12 protein-coding genes are annotated in these 21037 nt (G+C 44.0%); 4 read left to right on the forward strand and 8 right to left on the reverse strand.

Annotated elements, in window-relative coordinates; translation table 11 throughout:
• Positions 1-10 precede the first annotated feature (10 nt).
• Positions 11-640 carry a transcriptional repressor LexA gene (gene lexA / locus AU255_RS12290; protein ID WP_080523132.1) on the reverse strand — a complete coding sequence of 210 codons (630 nt, stop codon included), beginning with the start codon at positions 638-640 and terminating at the stop codon, positions 11-13.
• A 206-nt stretch (positions 641-846) separates the two neighbouring features.
• On the opposite strand from lexA, the gene AU255_RS12295 reads away from it, so the two are divergent.
• Together AU255_RS12295 and AU255_RS12300 are read left to right on the forward strand one after the other, a co-directional pair.
• Positions 847-2613 (forward strand): SLC13 family permease, encoded by a 1767-nt coding sequence (locus AU255_RS12295; RefSeq protein WP_080523133.1) that lies wholly within the window; start codon positions 847-849, stop codon positions 2611-2613.
• Between the two features lie 505 nt (positions 2614-3118).
• Complete coding sequence (locus tag AU255_RS12300; protein ID WP_080523134.1) at positions 3119-4495, forward strand: TAXI family TRAP transporter solute-binding subunit; 1377 nt, start codon at positions 3119-3121, stop codon at positions 4493-4495.
• A 117-nt stretch (positions 4496-4612) separates the two neighbouring features.
• On the opposite strand, the gene glgP is transcribed toward AU255_RS12300, so the two are convergent.
• The 6 genes from glgP to ppsA all read right to left on the reverse strand — a co-directional run bounded on the left by glgP (position 4613) and on the right by ppsA (position 16322).
• Complete coding sequence (gene glgP, locus AU255_RS12305) at positions 4613-7129, reverse strand: alpha-glucan family phosphorylase (RefSeq protein ID WP_080523135.1); 2517 nt, start codon at positions 7127-7129, stop codon at positions 4613-4615.
• Between the two features lie 269 nt (positions 7130-7398).
• A complete protein-coding gene (locus tag AU255_RS12310; RefSeq protein ID WP_198942599.1) occupies positions 7399-9075 on the reverse strand; it encodes a SulP family inorganic anion transporter in 1677 nt (558 codons plus the stop codon).
• Between the two features lie 307 nt (positions 9076-9382).
• The gene (locus tag AU255_RS12315; RefSeq protein ID WP_080523137.1) at positions 9383-10282 is read right to left on the reverse strand and encodes a polyphosphate kinase 2 family protein; all 900 of its coding nucleotides are present in this window, start codon (positions 10280-10282) and stop codon (positions 9383-9385) included.
• A 408-nt stretch (positions 10283-10690) separates the two neighbouring features.
• A complete protein-coding gene (locus AU255_RS12320) occupies positions 10691-13267 on the reverse strand; it encodes a plasma-membrane proton-efflux P-type ATPase (RefSeq protein WP_080523138.1) in 2577 nt (858 codons plus the stop codon).
• Positions 13268-13463: 196 nt separating this feature from the next.
• Positions 13464-13826, reverse strand: a complete 363-nt coding sequence (locus AU255_RS12325; protein ID WP_080523139.1) for a SpoIIAA family protein — start codon at positions 13824-13826, stop codon at positions 13464-13466.
• Positions 13827-13916: 90 nt separating this feature from the next.
• Positions 13917-16322, reverse strand: coding sequence for a phosphoenolpyruvate synthase (ppsA, locus tag AU255_RS12330; RefSeq protein WP_080523140.1), 2406 nt, complete (start codon positions 16320-16322; stop codon positions 13917-13919).
• 624 nt (positions 16323-16946) lie between these two features.
• On the opposite strand from ppsA, the gene AU255_RS12335 reads away from it, so the two are divergent.
• Positions 16947-18197, forward strand: coding sequence for an ISL3 family transposase (locus AU255_RS12335; protein WP_080522378.1), 1251 nt, complete (start codon positions 16947-16949; stop codon positions 18195-18197).
• A gap of 400 nt (positions 18198-18597) precedes the next feature.
• Positions 18598-19560, forward strand: a complete 963-nt coding sequence (locus AU255_RS12340; RefSeq protein ID WP_080523141.1) for a c-type cytochrome — start codon at positions 18598-18600, stop codon at positions 19558-19560.
• A 362-nt stretch (positions 19561-19922) separates the two neighbouring features.
• Here the strand turns inward: AU255_RS12340 and AU255_RS12345 are convergent, their stop codons facing one another.
• A complete protein-coding gene (locus AU255_RS12345) occupies positions 19923-21035 on the reverse strand; it encodes an ABC transporter permease (RefSeq protein ID WP_080523142.1) in 1113 nt (370 codons plus the stop codon).
• Between the last annotated feature and the right edge of the window lie 2 nt (positions 21036-21037).

Genomic DNA, 21037 nt, shown 5'->3' on the forward strand with positions numbered 1-21037 from the left:
TTTAGTTCTCCTATTTATTAATATAACTACGCATTTGTCCGACTAATACGCCCTGTATTTCTACTTGTTCAGGTCTGAATTTCATCGCAGACATATTTGAATTTGCTGGAATCAACAACGTTTCATGCGGGTATTGTTCTATAAATTTCAAGGTTGCCTCTGCTTTATCAATCAAAGCTACGACAATTTCACCATTTTGTGCACAACTTCTTTGTTCAATAATGACCCAGTCATCATTAAAAATGCCCTCCTCTATCATTGAATCTCCTTTTACTTGCAGGATATAACATGAATTGTCAGTTTTTATTTGTTCTGGGATATTGATATAACTGATCTGCTCTATTGCTTCTATCGGTTTCCCGGCGGCTATAAAACCGACAAAAGGTATACCCGCTGATTCATCATCGGGTCGCTTATATTGCTTGGCTTTTTCAGTTAAGCGTATGCCTTTTTGCTTTCGATCTGATATTTCAACCAGACCCGCCAGCGTTAATGCTTTTATGTGCTTATGCAAAGACCCTCGTGAATTTAAGCCAAGGGCGGAACATACTTGATCTAAAGTTGGTGGATAAGCAAAATCTTGCTGATTACCAAGCAGAAATTCAAAAATATCCTGTTGTTTGCGGGTCAGTTCATTCAATGTTGTTCTCCTTTTGTTCTTAAAAAGAATATCAGGAGAACGAATAAAGAACAAGTTTTATTTATTTTTATTCCTGTGCATTTATTGCTTGAATTCGCGAAGCATGTTTACGTAGCTAGATAGCAAACCCTATATATATTAGTCATGTTAAAATCAATATAAAATTTACACTTCCTTTCGCCCTAATACATGGATGATTTATATTGATGCAGATTGATCTTATTGCCGTCGCAATTATATTGCCCTGCTGTTTAATAGTACTTGCCAGTAACAGGTTTCCTGCTGACAGTATATTATTAGGTGTATTAAGCATATTGCTTATTAGCGGAATATTAACGCCAGCAGAAGCTTTATCTGGATTTTCAAGCCCGGGCATAGCGACGATAGCGGTACTTTATGTCACTGTTGCAGGTTTACGCGAAACGGGCTCTATCGCATGGCTGGGCCGCCTGCTTTTAGGCCGACCCGCTAATATGACTCTGGCACTTATAAGGTTACTGTTACCAGCGGCTACTCTCAGTATGTTAGTTAATAACAGCCCTGTAGTCGCCATGTTTACCAGCGCAGTTCAAGACTGGTGTAAACGTAGCGGATTTAGTGCTGCAAATTTTCTTTTACCGCTTAGTTATGCCTCTATTTTAGGCGGGACCTGTACGCTGATAGGTACTAGTACCAATCTTGTTGTTGATGGCTTAATGCGACAATCTGGATTCCCCGGCTTTAGTTTATTTGAAATTGCCGCTGTAGGCATACCCATTACGCTAGCAGGCTGTTTATACCTCATTGTTGTCAGTCCCTATCTGATTCCTGACAGAACAGGTGCAATCGAAAAATTCAGTAATGTACGTGAATACCTGGTCGAAATGTTAGTGAAATCTAATTGCGAATTATCAGGACAAACAATACAAGATGCTGGCCTGCGCCATTTGCCTGGATTATTTTTAATTGAGATCGTACGCGATGGAGATATTATTCCAGTGGTTTCTCCGCAAACGGTGATTCAGTCAGATGATCGTCTGGTATTTGCAGGTGCTGTAGATTCGGTTGTTGAATTACGACGTATCCGCGGCCTTGTAGTTGCTTCAGACCAGGTATTTAAACTCAAGGGACACGACCACGAACGGCGTTTATTTGAAGCTGTTATTTCAGCAGAAAGTCCTGTTGCCGGGCTTAGTATACGCGAGGCTCGATTCAGATACCGTTATAATGCAGTTATCTTATCCATTGCGCGAAATGGTAACCGCTTAAAAGGTAAAATTGGCGATATAGTGCTTCAGGCGGGAGACACTTTATTGCTGGAAGCACAAAAAGGATTTCTGTTTAAATTTCGTAACAGCCGAGACTTTCTATTGGTTAGCAGATTAGAAAATTCGCATAATATACGGCATAATCGTGCCCCCTGGGCGATAAGCATAATACTATTGATGATTATGCTGATTATAAGCGGTGCTATGAATATTTTACCCGCTGCTGTATTAGCTGCAGGTGCTATGGTGGTAAGTGCCTGTTTAAACATGGAAGATGCGCGTAACAGTATTGATTATAAAGTCTTATTGGTTATTGCCTGTGCCTATGGGTTAGGAACAGCCGTTCAAAAGGTCGGACTTGCTGATATGATCGCTGGCCAGGCGCTATTAATCGCAGGAGGTAACCCTCTGATGATGTTAGCTCTGATTTATATTGCTACTGCATTACTAACAGAATCTATAACCAATAATGCAGCTGCAATTGTTATGTTTCCAATTGCCATGAGTGGCGCACAGGCTCTGGATGTAAATACAGCACCCTTTGCCATTGCAGTCATGATTGCTGCTTCTGCCAGCTTTTTAACACCTATAGGCTACCAAACAAATCTAATGGTATTTGGCCCTGGTGGTTATAAATTCAGTGACTATGTGAAATTAGGCCTGCCACTTAGCCTGTTAGTTGCAGGCATAACCCTATGGGTAATTCCCCAGGTTTGGGCTTTTTAGTTAGCTGTGCAAAATACGCATCGAGTAAAGATCATAATAATCGCTACATACATACTGCTCTGATTTGTGCATAGAATAAATTACATCACCCCCCTCACACTTGAACTGCATTCTTAGGGTTAAATTGTTAGTGCAGCGCATTTTCAGAAACACAATGACTGTGTTTTCAACCTGTTTTGTTATGAAATTAATTTAGGCGACAACTATTCTGACGCAGGGGTCCTTTTGCGATGCAAAATATATATTAGCTTAGATCTTTATAAAAGCTTTTATAATTTGGAATCCAGACGATATGGTACTTACATTCCCATCTTATATGCTTTAAACTTTCAGGCGTATTTATCGTTTGTTTCCTTATCTTTTTGAACTTTAGGCGGTTCACAGATAGTGAAACTCTCAAATGATGCCTGTAATTGTCAAATTTTTCTTAGTCCCATAGCAGACAGAGCTGGGGATCTACTTATAATTAATTTTTCTTAAACACAATTAAAGAGCGAATCCCGTCATGTTAAATCGTATTAAATTCCCCGGTATTGATCGAGCCGATTCTGATCGGATGCCTTTTGTCCGCATGGCTTTCATTACGCTGATGCTACTAATATTTGGATTAATTTTTATCATGATTGAGCTTAATCCTAATCTGGATCATATGAGAGTGAGCATATTATCGGGTCCGAAAGATAGTTATTTTCACCAGATGGGTGAACAATTGGTCAGTGATGCAAAAAAGTACCAGGGAAAACTGGTTAACGTTGCTACGGAAGGTAGCCATGATAATTTACAGCAATTAAGGGTGGCGGCTGCAAAAGGCGGGGTCCGATTCGCACTAATGCCGGATGGTATTGATTATCCAGACACAGGAAAATTTCAGCTGGTTGCCCGAATCCCCAGGCCGCTCACTTTTTTTGTTATCGGACGTAATGCAAACCGGTATCAATACCTTGCAGACTTGAAGAATGCCCATATTGGAATAGGCCCCAAGGACAGTGGTAACGCTTTGATCGCCAAGTATTTACTGGAAGATAAGGATCTAGAGGAACTTAACTTCCGATTGTCTTATTTTGACCCGAAGGAACAACTAGAACAACTGCAGATGGGTAACATCGATGCTGCTATATTTCTCACCAGCATGGATGACCCTTTGATCAAAGAGGCGTTGCGCAGTAAACTGGAGATAATTAGTTTTGCTAACCCCGAGGCTATTATCAAACGTAAGCCAGCATTCAAAATAGAGAAAATTTATGTTGGTCAGTTCGATCATGTAAGCCTGCTCCCCGAAAAAAATAAAACAGTTTTCACGGTCGAATCGCTACTGGTGGCAAACAAAGGGGCATCCCGTACTGATATCGTAGTCCTGCTAACTCTGTTGAGCAGGGAATTTCCTGAATTTATTGAATATAATCGCCAACAGCCGAAAAATATGGAGCTTCCATATGCCAGAGATTTGCGCACATTCATAGATAATGGTGGACCAACCTTGCTTGATGAATATGCGCCAGCTTTGGTGTCACTGATGCCACCAGCCAATATGTTTCATTATGTGCTGGTAGTCAGTCTATTAATGAATGTACTGGGAATATGGAACCGTTTTCGTCTGTGGCAAATTGACAAGACCAGGGCTGAGCTGGAACTGCAAATTGTACAATATTTCGGTGCCAATCTTTCGCTGGCGGAAATCAGGAACCTGGATACCTGGAGGATGGATGGAGCTAACCTGGAGAAGATCAATGAGCTTATAGAACGTTATCAAAGATTGTTGCAGTGCTGTAAAGGCTACACGTCTTCTTTAGTAACTCCAATGGGTATGGAGAATATTTACCGTTATCATGAAGAACTTATTAGTGAACAGTTATCAGCCTTAAAAAAAATTTCACAAGCCTAGGCTTATTCGATGCTGTAGAGCTGAATGAACTGGTTCTGATGAGTTCTACATAAGATCGTCTAAAAACAGTAAATAACGCCAAATACAATACATAGTTCAAGCTTAATATTCATTGCTTTAGCGATACCATTTTATATGGGCTTCTTCCGCCGGAATATTAACATGACGGTGATTCGCTACCAGCCTTGGAGTGTATTCAGCCGCAGGGCGGTCAGCGGGGACTTTGGCTTCATACAAATAACTGTTAACGGATCCCGGCAAGGCGGCTTTACGGTCCATAAGCTGACAAAAAGGCATGGCATTTTCCAGCCCATCGGCATAAACTTCTACTCTGACACTGTCTGCTAACAAATCATCCAGATACACATGCAGGGTAATATAATGCTCTGAATCTGATGATTCAATTTGTAAATTTTGCATATAAACAGCTGACCAGTGTTCAGCTAAAAGTGTTTGCCAAACAGCCAATTTCTTTGCGAGAGTCGCATTATTAACAATGCGCTGTTGATATTGAGTACATGCGGGCAGATAATACCGCTCCACATAATCGCGCAACATTCTATTACTGCTAAATTCAGGTGCTAAAATCGCCATGCTGGAGCGTATACGAGCAACCCATTGCTCAGGAATACCACGCTCATTACGTTGGTAAAATTCGGGCACAACCCGCTCTTCCAGTATACGATAAAGTTCATTCGCTTCGACCGCATCCCATTCAGGTTCGCTATGGGTTTGTCCATCCCCCAAAGCCCAGCCGACTTCAGGTGTGTAGGCTTCAGCCCACCAGCCATCCAGTTCGGATAAATTAAGGCCACCATTAGCCAATAGTTTCATGCCGCTGGTACCGCAGGCTTCCCATGGTCTGCGCGGTGTGTTGATCCAGACATCGACGCCTTGCACAAACTGCTCAGCCATGGCCATATCGTAATCAGCCAGAAATACCATATGACCCCGAACTTCTGGTCTGCGCACAAAGTTAGCCATTTCCTGAATTAATTGTTGCCCCTCTTTATCTGATGGGTGCGCTTTGCCTGCAATCACCAGCTGTACGGGATAATGGGAATTAGTCAGTAAACGTATTAAACGATCCGGGTCATGAAGCAATAGATTTGGGCGTTTATATTCAGCAAAACGACGGGCAAATCCCAATGTTAAGGTATTGGGGTCGAATATATTTTGCACTAGAGATTGTTCATCCTCTGGCGCTCGTCGTAACTTCAATTTTTCGATAATCTGCTGGCGGACATACTTCACTAATTTACCCCGGCTTTCACCACGAAAAGTCCATAAGTCTTCGTCTTTAATAGACTCTATTTGTTTGCGCAAAGTGTCCACTTTCCCCGCCCAACGCCCTTTACCACAGAAGCACGTCCATAAAGCATCGGCAAAAATTGAATCCCAGGTAGGTACATGCACACCATTGGTTACATAACCAACAGGGATTTCTGTTATAGGCCAGTGTGGATATAGCTGATGAAACAACATCTGACTAACCTGAGCATGTAAACGACTCACGCCATTTACTGCCGCACAGGTACGTAAGGCAAAATAAGTCATATTAAACGTTTCTTCTGAACGTTCTATAGAACTTTGTCCTAACGCCAGGAATTGATGAAAGGAAATCCCTAGTGTTAGCACTATTTCACTTAAATACTGTTGCATCAACTCAGGACTATAACAGTCAAAACCTGCACTCACTGGTGTATGGGTTGTAAACATATTGCCTGCCCTGGTAGCCCAGAGAGCTTCAGCAAAAGTGACCTGATAGTTTCTTTTGAATGCACGAATACGCTCTAAAGCCACAAATGCCGCATGGCCTTCGTTCAAATGGCAGATTTCCGGTTGTATTTCCAGTGCTTCAAGCACCCGCCATCCACCAATTCCCAATACAATTTCCTGCAACAAACGCATTTCCTTCCCGCCACCATATAATTCTGCAGTAATAGCCTGATCTACAGGATTATTCATAAGATCATTGCTATCCAGTAGATACAAGGAAACACGGCCTACCTGAACTTCCCAAACGCGCAAAAACAGCTCACGCGCGGGTAATTCCAGAACAATCGTCAGACGATTGCCATGCTTATCCAGTGCGCGGCGTATAGGCAGTCCAGAGGGTTCATTATAGGGATAGAAAGCCTGTTGAGCCCCTTGAGCATCAATCATTTGCCTGAAATATCCCTGCTGATACAACAGACCGACTCCGACTAAAGGCAGATTTAAATCGCTGGCTGACTTTAATAAATCGCCCGCCAGAATACCCAAACCACCAGCATAGATGGGTAACGCTTCACCCAGCCCATATTCCATACTGAAATAAGCAATTGTGCCTAATTGAGAGCCCGGGTATTCAGATTCAAGCCAGCCATCTTGACTATAGTAGTCAATTCGCTCCCCGTTTAATGCTTCAAGCTTGCTTAGAAAGGATTGATCCTGAGCAAGTGTTTCGAGACGCTCCTTGCTGACATTTTGCAGCAGCAACCACGGATTCTGGGTTTTTTCCCATATTTCTGGCGCCATCGTCTGCCATAAGGCATCACCAGCATGGCTCCACGTCCAGCGTAAATCTAGTGAAAATTCAATTAATATTTCCAGTTCAGCTGGAAGAGTACGGGGTAAATAAGGAGAATTCATCGTTAATTTCCTCTAAATTAGGTTTTCTATACTTGATGATGTTGACTATGCAGAGAGTCTTTAAGACGACTATGCAAGCGACTGAATGTCTTTGTCGTTATATTTATAATCCAGGCAATTGGCTCCCAGAAATAGGAAAAAAATATCAAAATACAACTTTTGTGTGTTCTGGACAGTACCTTGTTCCTCATTTCGAATGCTTGAATTTTAGGATAATGGTTGATAAATAACAGAAACATAAGTAATAAAGAGCGTCGCATGATCCACCTTTACGCCTTATTCACTTTTCTGAGGTCCGCACCCGCCAACGAAAGAGCATCATGCAACGTCGAGAAAATAAATTTTTCACCAATTGCAGAAGTAATACCATGTCGATCCATGTCCGCCCGCAAATAAGCATTTACGCGCCCGAAGACCAATTTGATATTTCGACTCTGCAGATCTTCACACAAATCAAGCAAGGAGCGTGCTGCTGAGTAGTCGATGTCCGTCATTGCCCCCGAGTCCACCACAAACCAGCGCACCGGAGCCGGGGCATAGGCTATCAGAGCACGCACTTCATCGGCGAAGCGGTTGTCGTTTGCATAGAACAAATCTGCACCAAACCGATAGACCACCAGTCCTGGCTCTGTCTCTAGCCCCGGCTTTGTCGGTACTGGCATCCAGCGGCCCGCCTCATCCGGTAGCATCACAGCCGTATGCGGACGATAACTGTGATGCACATGCCGGAGTAACGACAAGGCGATCGCCAGCAGGATACCCTGCTCAAGCCCTACCAGCGCCACTACCACAGCCGTGACAATGGCCAGATTAAACTCGCCCGGACTTTCTCTACGAATATCGCGCAAGCTTCGGATATCGACGAGCCCTACGGCGATAGTAAACACAATACCAGCGAGCACACTCCGAGGTAGATACTGTAACGGTCCGGTAAAGAACAGTAGTACCAGCAATACAGTTCCAGCAAATATCAGCTGTGCAACCTGACTACGCGCACCGGCAAGATCAGCCATTGCCGTCTGTGTGGGACTACCATTGACTACGAATGCACCGGACAAAGCTGCGGCCGCATTCGCTGCTGACAAACCCAGGATATCGGCATCCTCCTCCACGCGTTCATGATGTCGTACTGCAAAAATGCGCGAGGTTGCCGCGCTTTGGGCGATAATAATTACGAAGCAAGACAAAGCGACAGGAACAAGTTTAAGCAGCTCGTTCCAGCTCACAGCGGGAAAAGAAAACGCAGGCAATCCACCTGCCACCGGCCCGATAGTTGCAATACCATGACCGGCAAAATCGTATACATAGCTGACGCCGATTCCCGTTAACACTGCAAACAGCGGTACGGGCAAGCGCGGCAAATAGTGACGAAAGCCAAGGATGCTGGTCACGACCAACGACGATATACCGAGTGTGGGAAGATTTATCTGCTGCAGGCCCTCAATAAACTGCTGTAACTGTTCGATCGTTTTGTGCGCATATACGGGTATGCCGGCCATTTCACCCAGCATAGCGATACTAATTTGGAATCCAACACCGGTAAGAAAACCAACCAGCACTGTACGCGAAAGGAAATCAGCAAGAAAGCCGAGTTTGAAGATTCGTGCCAGCAATAGGAGCACTGCCGTCAACAGCGCAACCATACCCACTAAAGCCATGTATTTCACACTGGCCTGCGGTGCCATACCGGATAGTCCACTGGAAAAGATAGCCGCAGTAGCAGAGTCCGCCGCTACAACCAGATGGCGCGAGGAGCCAAAGATAGCGAACATTACCAGCGGCAACAGCACCGTGTAGAGTCCGGTAATGGTCGGTGTGCCGGCAATACGCGTATAACCCAGCACCTGCGGAATGTTCATCGACGCCAGCGTCAAACCGGCTATAGCATCACGCATTACACCGCCCCGGCTAAAGGGTCGAAGGCCTGCAAAAAATGTCAGCTTCATAGTTATCCCCGGCAAATTTCCCATAAGTATCCAGTTTGCATGAGCGAACAAGCTTGCACCTTCAACCTAGAAACCACAGTTGAGCTCGGATTTTGTGGAAAATCTGCGTGTGAAAGACAAGGCACAGCTCACAGGAAATGGCCGTAACCCTTGGCAAGAGCTGTAACTCAGTATTTCGTGCTCAGATTTATTCACAAAACCATGAAGCAGAGCATAGTCACCCAACAGGTGACAATCAGTTACGATCATTATATTTTATACTCAATCACTTATAATGTTGTTTAGCGGTCAACTACGATTTCTAGGTTCAAGCCTTGCTTTTACTTTTCTTGTTTTTCTTGCTCTCCACGTCAATCTTGCCACTCTTTTTCCCTGCTTGCTTCTCCTCGGCAGCATGATACTTGCTGCGAATATCTTCCATATCCACATGAGCAGGCGGCAGTTTTAAACCCATTTCACTCATGGTATCCGCGACGATCTCCGAGATCGCGAGGTTGCGAAACCACTTGTGATTAGCGGGGATAACATACCACGGTGCATACGGAGTGCTGGTCAGTTCCAGAGCATCTTCGTAAGCCTGGGTGTATTCAGGCCATAACTCACGCTCGGAATAGTCGGCATCGCTGATTTTCCAGTTCCGGGCGGGGTCATCCAACCGCTGTTTGAAACGTGACAATTGCTCATCGGGACTGATGTGCAAAAAAAACTTCAGAATCCTTGTGCCGTTGCTTGAAAGCATCTTTTCGAAATCGTTAATCAGATCATACCGCTTTGACCAAACCCCCTTTTCAACCAGCTTGTGTACACGCACAACAAGCACATCCTCATAGTGCGAACGGTTAAAGATAACTAGCTCCCCCTTGCCTGGTGCATGCTGGTGAGCTCGCCAGAGAAAATCGTGAGCAGCTTCCTCTTTGCTCGGCTGTTTAAAACCAAACACCGATGTTCCCTGCGGGTTCATGCCGCTGAATAAATGCCGCACCACGCCGTCTTTGCCGGCGGCATCTAATGCCTGTAACACCACCAGTAGGGACTGACCGCCATCTGCGTAAAGCAGGTATTGCATTTTGTCCATGTTCTCAAGGTGCTCCTGTATCTTCGGCATCGCCTGTGCGTGCGATTCATGCTTACCGGTGTACAAAGGATCAATTTTATTCAGATGGACCTTTTTACCGGGTTCGACGACAAATTTTTTACGATAATCCATGTTTACGTCCCTTATTTAATTAAGTTAATCTAATAGCTTTCCAGGCAGTCGTTTCACTAAATGAAAAACCATAAATATTGATGTGTCACCAAGTAACACTTCGTTCGCCTTTTGTTGAATATGAGCTCAAAAAAACAAATAGATTAATTACCAGATTACAAAAGTCCAGACGGCCCAAGCCATCAGAAATATTAGCAAAGCAATTGAGGTGATACCGTGCGGTTGCTTTGCATGGTGCATGATGACGTGACGTTTTTTCTTTTTTTCTTGACTGTTTGTTTTTGAATTTGACACTTTTCTTACCTCTAAAATAAATGCTTTCGCATAGTTCCCACGCCGTTGCGTGGGAATTCATTCAGCAATGCTCTAACATTGCGTTACGCCGGAGTATGGGTGCGATCTTAACTATTAACCATGCATTTGCAATAACTGATTCACTACCCCCAAACTTTTTAGATGACGTTCCGTACGATAATCCACATAGCGTTCAGTAATCAGCCTGACTGCGCCCAGCAGAAACATCCAGACTAGATTGTAAGCCCATATCCAGCCGATCAGCATCCATGAAATGGGATCAACCAGCCAACCAAATCTACACATCAGGACGGCCAGTATCTGGGTAAACAAGATCGTCAGGAACAAAGGTGCGGCCGGGAAAGGGCGCAGAAAAAACCAGCGTTCCGTGCGGGTAACAAACAACAGCAAATGCCCGCCGGCAACCAGTTGCAAAAACATCAGGGTTTGTAACTGGGTCTGTGTTGCCAGGCCGAAGAACTCTTGCTGAAGCGGGTCTGAAAGCACTTCCATGCCAATCAATAGTAAACCGAACGATTCAACAATCGAAAACAGGCCAAGCACTGCCGAAACACCCAGCAGCCGGGGCATTTTCCAGCGAATCGGTTTTTCACTGACTGGCGTGTTGTCATAGGCGATGGCCATAATCGGCACGTCATCGAGTAGCGACATGGCGACGATCATAATGGGCGTCAGCGGTGTAAAACCGAGAAATATAGTTGATAGCACCACCAGGAACATAATGTCCATGGTCAATGCCACACGGTAAATAGTATAACTGGTAATGCGTCCAAAAATACGTCGCGCTTCGTCGATGGCACTGTTGATAACCGACAGTCCAGGAGCTGTAAGAATCAGCGCAGCTGCGCCGCGTGCCGCATCAGTAGCCCCGGAAACAGCGGTACCGCAGTCGGCTTGCTTGAGTGCAGGTGCGTCGTTGACGCCGTCACCAGTCATTGCCACCAGATGCCCGCGTGACTGCAAAGCCTTCACGATAGCGTATTTGTGCTCAGGAAAGACACGTGCGAAACCGTCCGCTCGTTCTATCAAATCGACAATTTCCGATGGCACATTATTAGGATCCATATCTTTAGGGAAGGCATCTGCCGCAGCAAGGATATTGGTTCCCATGCCAAGTTGCCTTGCCGTTTCAATAGCGATTGCGGTGTCATCACCGGTAATCATTTTCACCTGCACCCCTTTTTCGCGGGCATTATCAATAGTCCTTTTCGAATCATCACGCGGCGGATCAAACATGGGGAGTACGCCCAATAACGACCAGGTTACTCCGTCATCCTCTGAGCGTGCCACACCCAGCGCTCGCGAGCCCTTGGCAGCCAGTGCGGCAACGATATCCTTGACCTGTTGCGCAACCTCCGCTGAAGGTTTGACAATATCAACTATCGCCTGTGGCGCACCCTTGGTGACTACAAAGGCCTTGCCTGCGGGATCGGTTACGTTTGCTGCTGTGCGTTTGCTTACCGGATCAAAAGGCAAGAATTTGAGTTTTTTCCAGTTGTTAAGCGTGCTTTGATCCTTGAGCGCTGAAATAACCGCGGTATCAATGGCATCTTTATCTTCAATGTTCGATGCGAGTGCTGCGGCCAGAATGCAGTCTTGTGCGTCATTGCCCGCTATCAGAATGGGCTCTGCCAGTGTGAGTTGATTTTTGGTCAAGGTCCCGGTCTTGTCGGAGCAGAGAATATCGACTCCCGCCATCTCCTCAATCGCCGAAAGCTTGGAAACTATCGCTTTTTCCTTCGATAATTGCAGTGCTCCCAGCGCCATAGTCATCGAAAACACCGTCGGCATTGCTACCGGAATTGAAGCAACCAATAACACCAGTACAAATTGCAGGATACCCAGGGCATCGTTGACATCCCAGTCGTCGGCAATGACAATATCATGATAAACCCTAACGGCAACCATGATCAGCGCAAGCAAAACGGCGAGGATAATAAGAAAGTTGCCAATCTGGAACATGGCCTTTTGCGCGTGACTGACCGCTCCAGCACCTGCCACCAGTTTAGCGGTACGTCCAAATAAAGTATTAGAGCCCGTGTTAATGACTACGCAAACCATTTCTCCTTGTTTGACCATACTGCCAGAATACCCCCCATCGCCAACCTTCTTGGCTACTGGTAGTGATTCGCCGGTTAGTGCCGACTGGTCGATGGACGCATAGTCTCCACTAACCATCCTCACATCGGCAGGAACGACCATACCCAAACGTATCTTGATGATATCACCCGGAACCAGTGTCGCTGCGCCTAATGTTTGCCATGTGCCATCACGCATAACGGTGGTTTCAAGTGCCAGCCCTTTTTTTAGCTCCGCCAGGGCATTCGAGGCCTTGCGATCCTGCCACATCTCGAGTCCAACGTTAAACAATAGCAAGAAGCTAATGATTGCGAAGTCATCCCAGTGACCAATTATAGCTGAAACAAGCGCCGCAGCCTCGATCATGTAGGCAATAGGCCCCATGAAATGACCCAGAATTTTGGCGGTCAGACTTTCCTCTTTTTCAACCAGAGCATTCGGCCCATATTGGGCAAATCGTTGTTGAGCCTCGGCACTGCTTAGCCCCTGGTCAGCTTGAACGCCGAGTTGAGCAAGTAAATCATTGACAGGTATTTTCTCAAGATCAGCACCGACTGTATTCCCAGTGGCAGGTAATTCTATATTTGACATCGCAAATTTCCCGTTTGTATAAAATTGAGTGGAGAATTGAATTTGAATTTTTCACAGTAAAAACAGCTCATTCTGATTAGAAAATCACTTAACAAAAGATATATCTATTGTTGAATAGTCTGCTTTATTATGTATGTACAAAATAAGTGACAGCACACAGTGGCAAATTTCGTCCATTTGTTTCTCTTGCCTGGATTTAACCCTTTATCCAGGTAATAGCATTCTGAAATTCTGATATTTTATAGGTAGCCACCTGACCATCCATGAAATAGGAGCCAACCTTGGTTGCCCATGCCACCCATTGCTGGTCACTTACTACCGCAACTTTCTCGAAGTCATGTCGATGTTGTAACCCAAATAAAGCATCATCCCAGGCAGCGTCTAACTCCCATCCAGTAAAATTTTCATCTAAATAAAGCAACACTCTTATTTTTCCAAATTGATCTATCAACTGCTTGAGCTGAGGAATAAAAATCTTTTCGTAATCTTCGCTGGTTAACATGCCCTTTGCTTTAACAACCAACGTTTTTCCTGCCGTTTCTGGCATAATTTCTATCATGATAATAACCTCTTAGGTGTTAATTGATGCGTTAATGTAATAGCAGTGAAACTAGAAAGAATATTTTTTGCCCACTGCTTTTATATTTGTCTACCCTGCCATTCGCTTTTCGACCTCCAGTATCTGCAATGTTGTTTTGATAACAGTGTCCGGATTCAAACTAATGGAATCAATACCGATCTCAACCAGAAATTCAGCAATCTCAGGGTAATCAGAAGGTGCCTGTCCGCAAATACCCGAATGCCGGGCATTCCGTTTAGCGCCTGCAACAGCAAGCCGAATCATCTCTTTAACCCCTTCATCACGCTCATCAAAGTCAAAAGCAACGATTTCAGAATCCCGGTCCACCCCCAGTGTTAATTGGGTGAGATCATTTGAGCCTATAGAAAAGCCATCGAACAGCGTGGCAAATGCATCAATCTGAATCACATTGTTAGGGATTTCACACATCACATAGATTTCAAGTCCATGTATACCCTGCTTCAAACCCAGTTCGGCCATTTTGGCCAGTACTTGCTTGCCCTCATCCACGCGTCGGCAGAAAGGAATCATTAAAATAACATTGCTTAAGCCCATATTATCGCGCACCCGTTTCATTGCCGCACATTCCAGCGCAAAGCCCTGCTCATAAGCAGGATGAGTATAGCGGGATGCGCCCCGGAAACCGAGCATCGGATTGGCTTCTGTTGCTTCAAACTCACTGCCACCCAGCAAGGAAGCATATTCATTGGTTTTGAAATCGGACATACGCACGACTACAGGCCGGGGATAAAAAGCAGCAGCGATGGTTCCTACTCCTTCAGATAAACGCTGCACAAAGTAGTCAGCAGGACTGACATAATTTTTAGTTAATTGCTGTATGGCTCTCCGCTCTGTTTCACTCTCTACTTTCTCCGGGTGCAACAAAGCCATCGGATGCACTTTGATGTATTCATTGATGATAAATTCCATTCTTGCAAGACCTACACCGTCACAGGGTAGAAAGCTGTGTTTAAAAGCCAGTTCCGGATTACCCAGATTCAGCATAATTTTTGTTTTCGGACGCGACAAGGTGGCAAGGTCAGTGCGTATAATATCAAAAGGGATGTCATCACGATAAATCTTACCGATATCCCCTTCAGCACAGGATATTGTTATTTGCTCGCCGTTCGCGATCGCGCTGGTGGCATCGTCACAGCCAACTACCGCGGGAATCCCCAATTCACGAGCAATGATGGCAGCATGGCAGGTGCGCCCACCTCGGTTAGTCACGATAGCAGCCGCTATTTTCATAATAGGCTCCCAGTCAGGCGTGGTATTATCGGCAACCAGCACTTCACCGGGTCGAAAATCAGCAAGGTGTGCCGTACTGCTGATAACATGCGCCGGGCCAGTGGCGATTTTGGCACCGACAGAATGACCAGTAGCGATAATATCACCACTGCCTTTAAGCTGATATTCTTCCAGTATCGTGCCCTGTTGTTGCGAAGTGACAGTTTCCGGCCTCGCCTGCACCATATACAGTTCACCATCCAGGGCATCCTTGGCCCATTCCATATCCATCGGACGTTCATGGCCAATCTGCTCGCTGTATAGTCGCTCTACTTTAATGGCATAATCTGCCAGTGTCAGTACATCCTCATCGGATAAACAAAAGCGTTCGCGCTCAGCTTTGGAAGTGAGAATATTTTTGGTGGCTTCGCGAGTATTCCCTTCGGAGTAAACCATTTTTATTTTTTTTGAACCCAAACTGCGCCGTAGCACACAGCGATACCCTTCTTCAAAAGTCGGCTTATGCACATAAAATTCATCCGGTTCAACAGCACCTTGCACAACATTTTCACCTAAACCATAGGCAGCTGTAATAAAAACCGCATCACGAAAACCTGATTCAGTATCCAGAGAGAACATCACGCCACTGGTCGCCAGATCGGAACGTACCATTTTCATGATGCCAATTGATAATGCTACATCGAAATGATCAAAACCCTGATCTATTCGGTAATGTATAGCCCGGTCGGTAAATAAACTAGCAAAACAGCGTTGGCAGGCATCCAGTAACGTTTCTTCGCCATTAATATTCAGGTAGGTATCCTGTTGCCCAGCAAAGCTGGCAGTCGGTAAATCTTCCGCTGTGGCCGAACTGCGTACTGCCAGAGTCAAACTTTCACCATATTGTTCATGTAATTCACGATAGGCAGCAATAATTTCACTTTGCAGATCATCCGGCAGCCCTGCGGCATAGATAATTTCTCGGGCACGTTTACCAGACCGAGCCAGATGCTTAACATCTAGTGAGTCAATATCCGCCATAGTTTCCCTTAAGGCTTCCCAGGCATGCGCTTCATCGAGCACATAACGATAAGCCTCGGCAGTCACAGCAAAGCCATTGGGTACTTTGACGCCTTCAGGTGCTAATTTTTGCACCATTTCACCCAATGAAGCGTTTTTGCCACCGACTAGCGGAATATCGTTAATACCAATTTCGTTAAAAAAACGTATATATTTGTAAGTCATAGTTTTTCTCCTATTCAGCTATATCGACAGATGTAACATTATTAGTGCATAAATATAAATCTTTTAGTCTTTTAGTCTTTTAGTCTTTTAGTCTTTTAGTCTTTTAGTCTTTACCGAATTATATTTCAATAATTTCAGAAGCTATTTATACGATTGTGTTTCGTGCTTTTAGCCCGACCAGGGTTAAATCGGATCACACGCGCTCAAACCAATGACTAATAGCGCAGAGTTTACCGGTCTGATAAACGATACAATGATGGCTAGTGAAACACTATGTATAGCAGTATAACCAAAATAAACCAACATAATGTAATGTTTTTTCTGGCTCTATACTTATAGCTCAGCATTCACCCTATACAGGCACATGGTATTAAGCGCAATCATCAAATCGCAGTAGAATTGACTTTTAATATGTTGCTATATGCTGAGGTAATAATCGGCATGATGATGAATCTGATCTGTAACATGATAAGACATGGATAATATCATCAGCATTCATACTTTCAATATTTTGGCTCTTCCCGACTTCGCGGGGTAGTCACTATATGTAGTATATTGCTATTTGATTATTTAGGTGCAGGCTGGGTATGATAGCCATCTTTTTAGACGGCAAACTTTAAATAAATGAACCCGATATTGTTACAAATTCCTTTGGATTTACCCGATGTGCAAATAGAGGCATTTGATACTGAGTCTAAAAAAGGAATTATTATTAAAGTCCAAAGTACATGCAAAGGCACAACTTGTCGGCAATGCCATCAGCCTATCGATAAGTTTTATGGCTATGGCAAAGAAATTACGTTACGCCATTTACCGATCTTTGAACAGTCCGTCTGGATTAAGATCAAACCGAAGCGTTACCAATGCCCTTATTGTGATCAAGGCCCGACAACCACTCAGCGCTGTAGTTGGTATGATCAAAAAAGCCCACATACTAAAGCCTATGAACAGTGGATATTGCGCGACCTAATCAATAGCACAATAACCGACATCAGTATCAAACGTGGCATTAATGAAGCGGCTGTTGAAGGCATTATTAATCGTTATATTCGTCAAGAAGTGGATTGGGAGACAATAAAAAGCCTGCCATTACTTGGACTTGATGAGATTGCGTTAAAAAAAGGACATAAAGATTTTGTTGTTATCATTTCAGGGATCAATGAAGGCGGAGAAAAATGCATTTTGGCCGTATTGCCAAATCGCAAAAAGGAAACAGTAAAAATATTTCTACAAAGCATTCCCGTGGAAATTAAAAGAACAATACAACGTGCCTGCGTTGATATGTATGACGGCTACAGTAATGCAGTGTATGAGGAACTTCATGGCGTTGAGGTTGTGGTTGATCGATTCCATGTGACCAAAAGCTATCGAGCCTGTGCAGACAACGCAAGAATAAAAGAGATGAAAACACTGAAAAAGACGCTTTCTAGTGAGGATTATGCCCAACTGAAAGGCGTGATGTGGTTATTCCGAAAATCACTCTGGGACTTGAATGAAGAGCAACAAATTAAATTAATACAACTCTTTAATTATGCGCCAGAGCTTAAGCAAATTTATATTTATCGGGAAGCATTGACGGGTATTTTTAACCGACCTTTAAGTAAAAGTCAGGCAGAAGCTGAGCTAAATTCATGGGTCGAGCAGGTTAGAAATCTGAAGTTGGACTGTTTCAACTCATTTATAGTGACCTTACAAAACTGGCAGCATGAAATCACTAATTATTTTCTTCGCCGTGAAACCAGTGGTTTTGTAGAAGGACTGAATAACAAAATTAAGGTGATCAAAAGACGTTGCTATGGCATTTATGATATAGGGCGTTTATTTCAGCATATTTGGCTTGATGTCGAAGGCCGACGTTTATTCGGATATGCTTAACACTATATGTTGTGGTCGCCCCGCGAAATCGGGAAGAGCCAATATTTTGTCAGTAACAGGCTTTAAACGCTGGTGGCGCCTGAAGGTGTGATGGCTCAACCGGTGACTTTAGCTTTTTCAGTGCCAGTGGTGATTACAATTGCTATTATCTGTTTACAGGCTTTACCGGATATTTGGTATCTCGTTGGCAAGGACTGCTCTTTTTAGGGTATTATGCTGTTTTGTTAACTGGTTGAGATTAGATTCGATACAGTATGCCTGTTTGGTGTAATTTAATAGGCTATTTGTTTGAGACCGTATTACCATTAGCAGCCTTGATTCAGGTTGTTTTTATATTACGTCAGATGAAGCGCTCTTTTAAAGAGCAAAAATAATACTTGTTAATTTTTGGAGTAGACAAATGAATTGGATAATTGTATTTGTGGTATTTTTACTCTCAGCTTGTTCAGGAAAGTCCACCAATAAGACATTGCCTACTCAGCTTGTTGATACGCAGGCTTCAGCAGTAACGCAAGTTGTTCAGCCGCGCAAGCTCACTAAAGGTGAGGCTTTGTATTTGCGTAATTGTGCAGATTGCCATGGATGGGAAGGTCGCGGTAACGGCCCAGCAGCTGAATATATCGATGTAGCCACACCGGTCTTACAAAATAGTCAATTACTTAACAATCAATCAGAACAGCAATTTGTTGACTGGGTTTTAAATCCGACCAGCAAACTTCAGGTGACTGATAAGGCCGGACCACAAACCAATACTGAAGCCAGTGCCTTGTTAGCTTACTTAAGAAAACAACCGGGTATTAACTGGGCTCAGACAGAAGCCGGACAAGAAACTTATGATCAGTTATGTGCTAATTGTCATGGTTTATATGGGCATGGTGATGGTAGTTTCTCAGCAGAGATGCCCGTGCCAATGCCTGATCTGAGTACCGCGAGTTATCAAAATCAGTACAATGATCAAGAGTTACTGAGCTTCATTAGTCAGGGAAAAGGTGCGATGCCCGGGTTTGATGAGGTATTGAGTGCTCAGGAAATCAGGGAGGTATTAGCTTTTGTACGTTTGTTATCACCGGGTTATGAGAGCTACGACAAATATTGCACTACGTGTCATGGTGCAGATGGTGCACCGGTACAACTATTAGAGATTAATGAAGGTGAAGGTACAGAGAGCGAATTTATTGATATTAGCATTCCGACACTCGATGCAAAATACCTTAATGCGCATACTGATGCCCAGCTTATTCCAAAAATTCAGCATATGCTTAAACAAAATCAGGTATCTATGCTGCATTTTTCTGGGGATATCAAACCTGATGAGGCGACACAGATATTCCGTTATTTACGAGACGTTATGATCAACGATTAATAAGGTTGCCGTTATTAGGGGGAGTGAGGCGAATAAAGCCATACGTTTGAGCTCCCCAGATTAATATCGTCTTCAGTGAGAGAAATTTTTATACATGAATTTTTTCGCCAACGCCAGGTAGATTTTGTATCCCGGCCCAATCGGTAACCTTGCTGCAGCAAAGTATGACTGGAGGAAACTTGTTACACAGATCGAGATTACATGCATTCTTGGTGATTAATCATCATATCTAAAGCTGTAATACTTTACTCCCCCTCTTTCCATAGTCTCCATGAGAATTTATACTGGAATATTCTGTATTTCCTGGCGCAGAGCGAGAGCAACGAAATAGGTTCTCAATTCAATTCTTGGCAAGCTTTCACCTAATACATTCGTCGCCTAAATAACCACCCCGCGCAGCTCATCGTTATAATGCCAATAATTGCCAAAGGCCAATATTGATCGACTAAATTGCTGACCGAAAACCCCTCAAGAAAAACGCTACGCACAATAACCAGAAAATAACGCAAAGGGTTAATTAAAGTAAACTTCTGAACCCAGACTGGCATATTCGCAATAGGTGTTGCAAAACCGGATAAAATAATGGCAGGTACGATAAATAAAAAACCACCCAATAAGCCTTGTTGTTGTGTTATTGAAAGAGAAGAAATCATCAATCCAACGCCAATAATGGCAAAGACAAATAAAATAATACCGATATACAAAGCAAGCAGGCTGCCGAGTAAGGGAATTTTAAACCAGAGTACCGCCACCGGAATAATAAATGAGGCTTCTACTACACCGATGATTAACCCGGGTACCGCCTTGCCGAGCAATATCTGAAAAGGGGTTAACGGTGTGACAAGTAACTGATCAAAAGTACCCTGTTCACGCTCTCTGGCAATGGAAAGCGCCGTCACTATTATGGTGGCAACCAGCGTTAACAAACCTACAATACCCGGGACAATAAACCAGCGACTGGCAAGATTAGGATTAAACCAGGAACGAATTTGCAATTGTGCCGGCGGTAATGACTGCTGATGCTGTTTTGCCCAGTCCAGATTAAATTTTGCCAGAATACTTTGCATATAGTTCAGTGCAATTAATGCCGTATTTGAATTACGACCATCAATCAGAATTTGTACAGCAGCTGATCGTTGTTCTGTATATAGATCACGACTAAAGTGTGGGCCGAGATGTAACACAGCCAGAACCTTTTGTTCATCCAGAGCGGGAGCAATCTGTTCAGAATGAGTAATAGTTAAAACCGTGGCAAATACAGGCGAGGCGGTAAAGTGACTAATAAAATCTCTGGAGGCAATACTTTGATCTTCATTATAAACCGCAATAGGCACGTGATTAAGATCAAAGCTGGCGCCATAGCCAAAGACAAAAAGCTGAATAATAGGTGGTCCAATCAATACAAAGCGGCTTTTCTTATCTTTTAAAATCGCTAAAAATTCCTTGATCAGTAATGCGTAAATCATTGCCCACATAA

This window comes from Methyloprofundus sedimenti (genome assembly GCF_002072955.1).
GTDB lineage: Bacteria > Pseudomonadota > Gammaproteobacteria > Methylococcales > Methylomonadaceae > Methyloprofundus > Methyloprofundus sedimenti.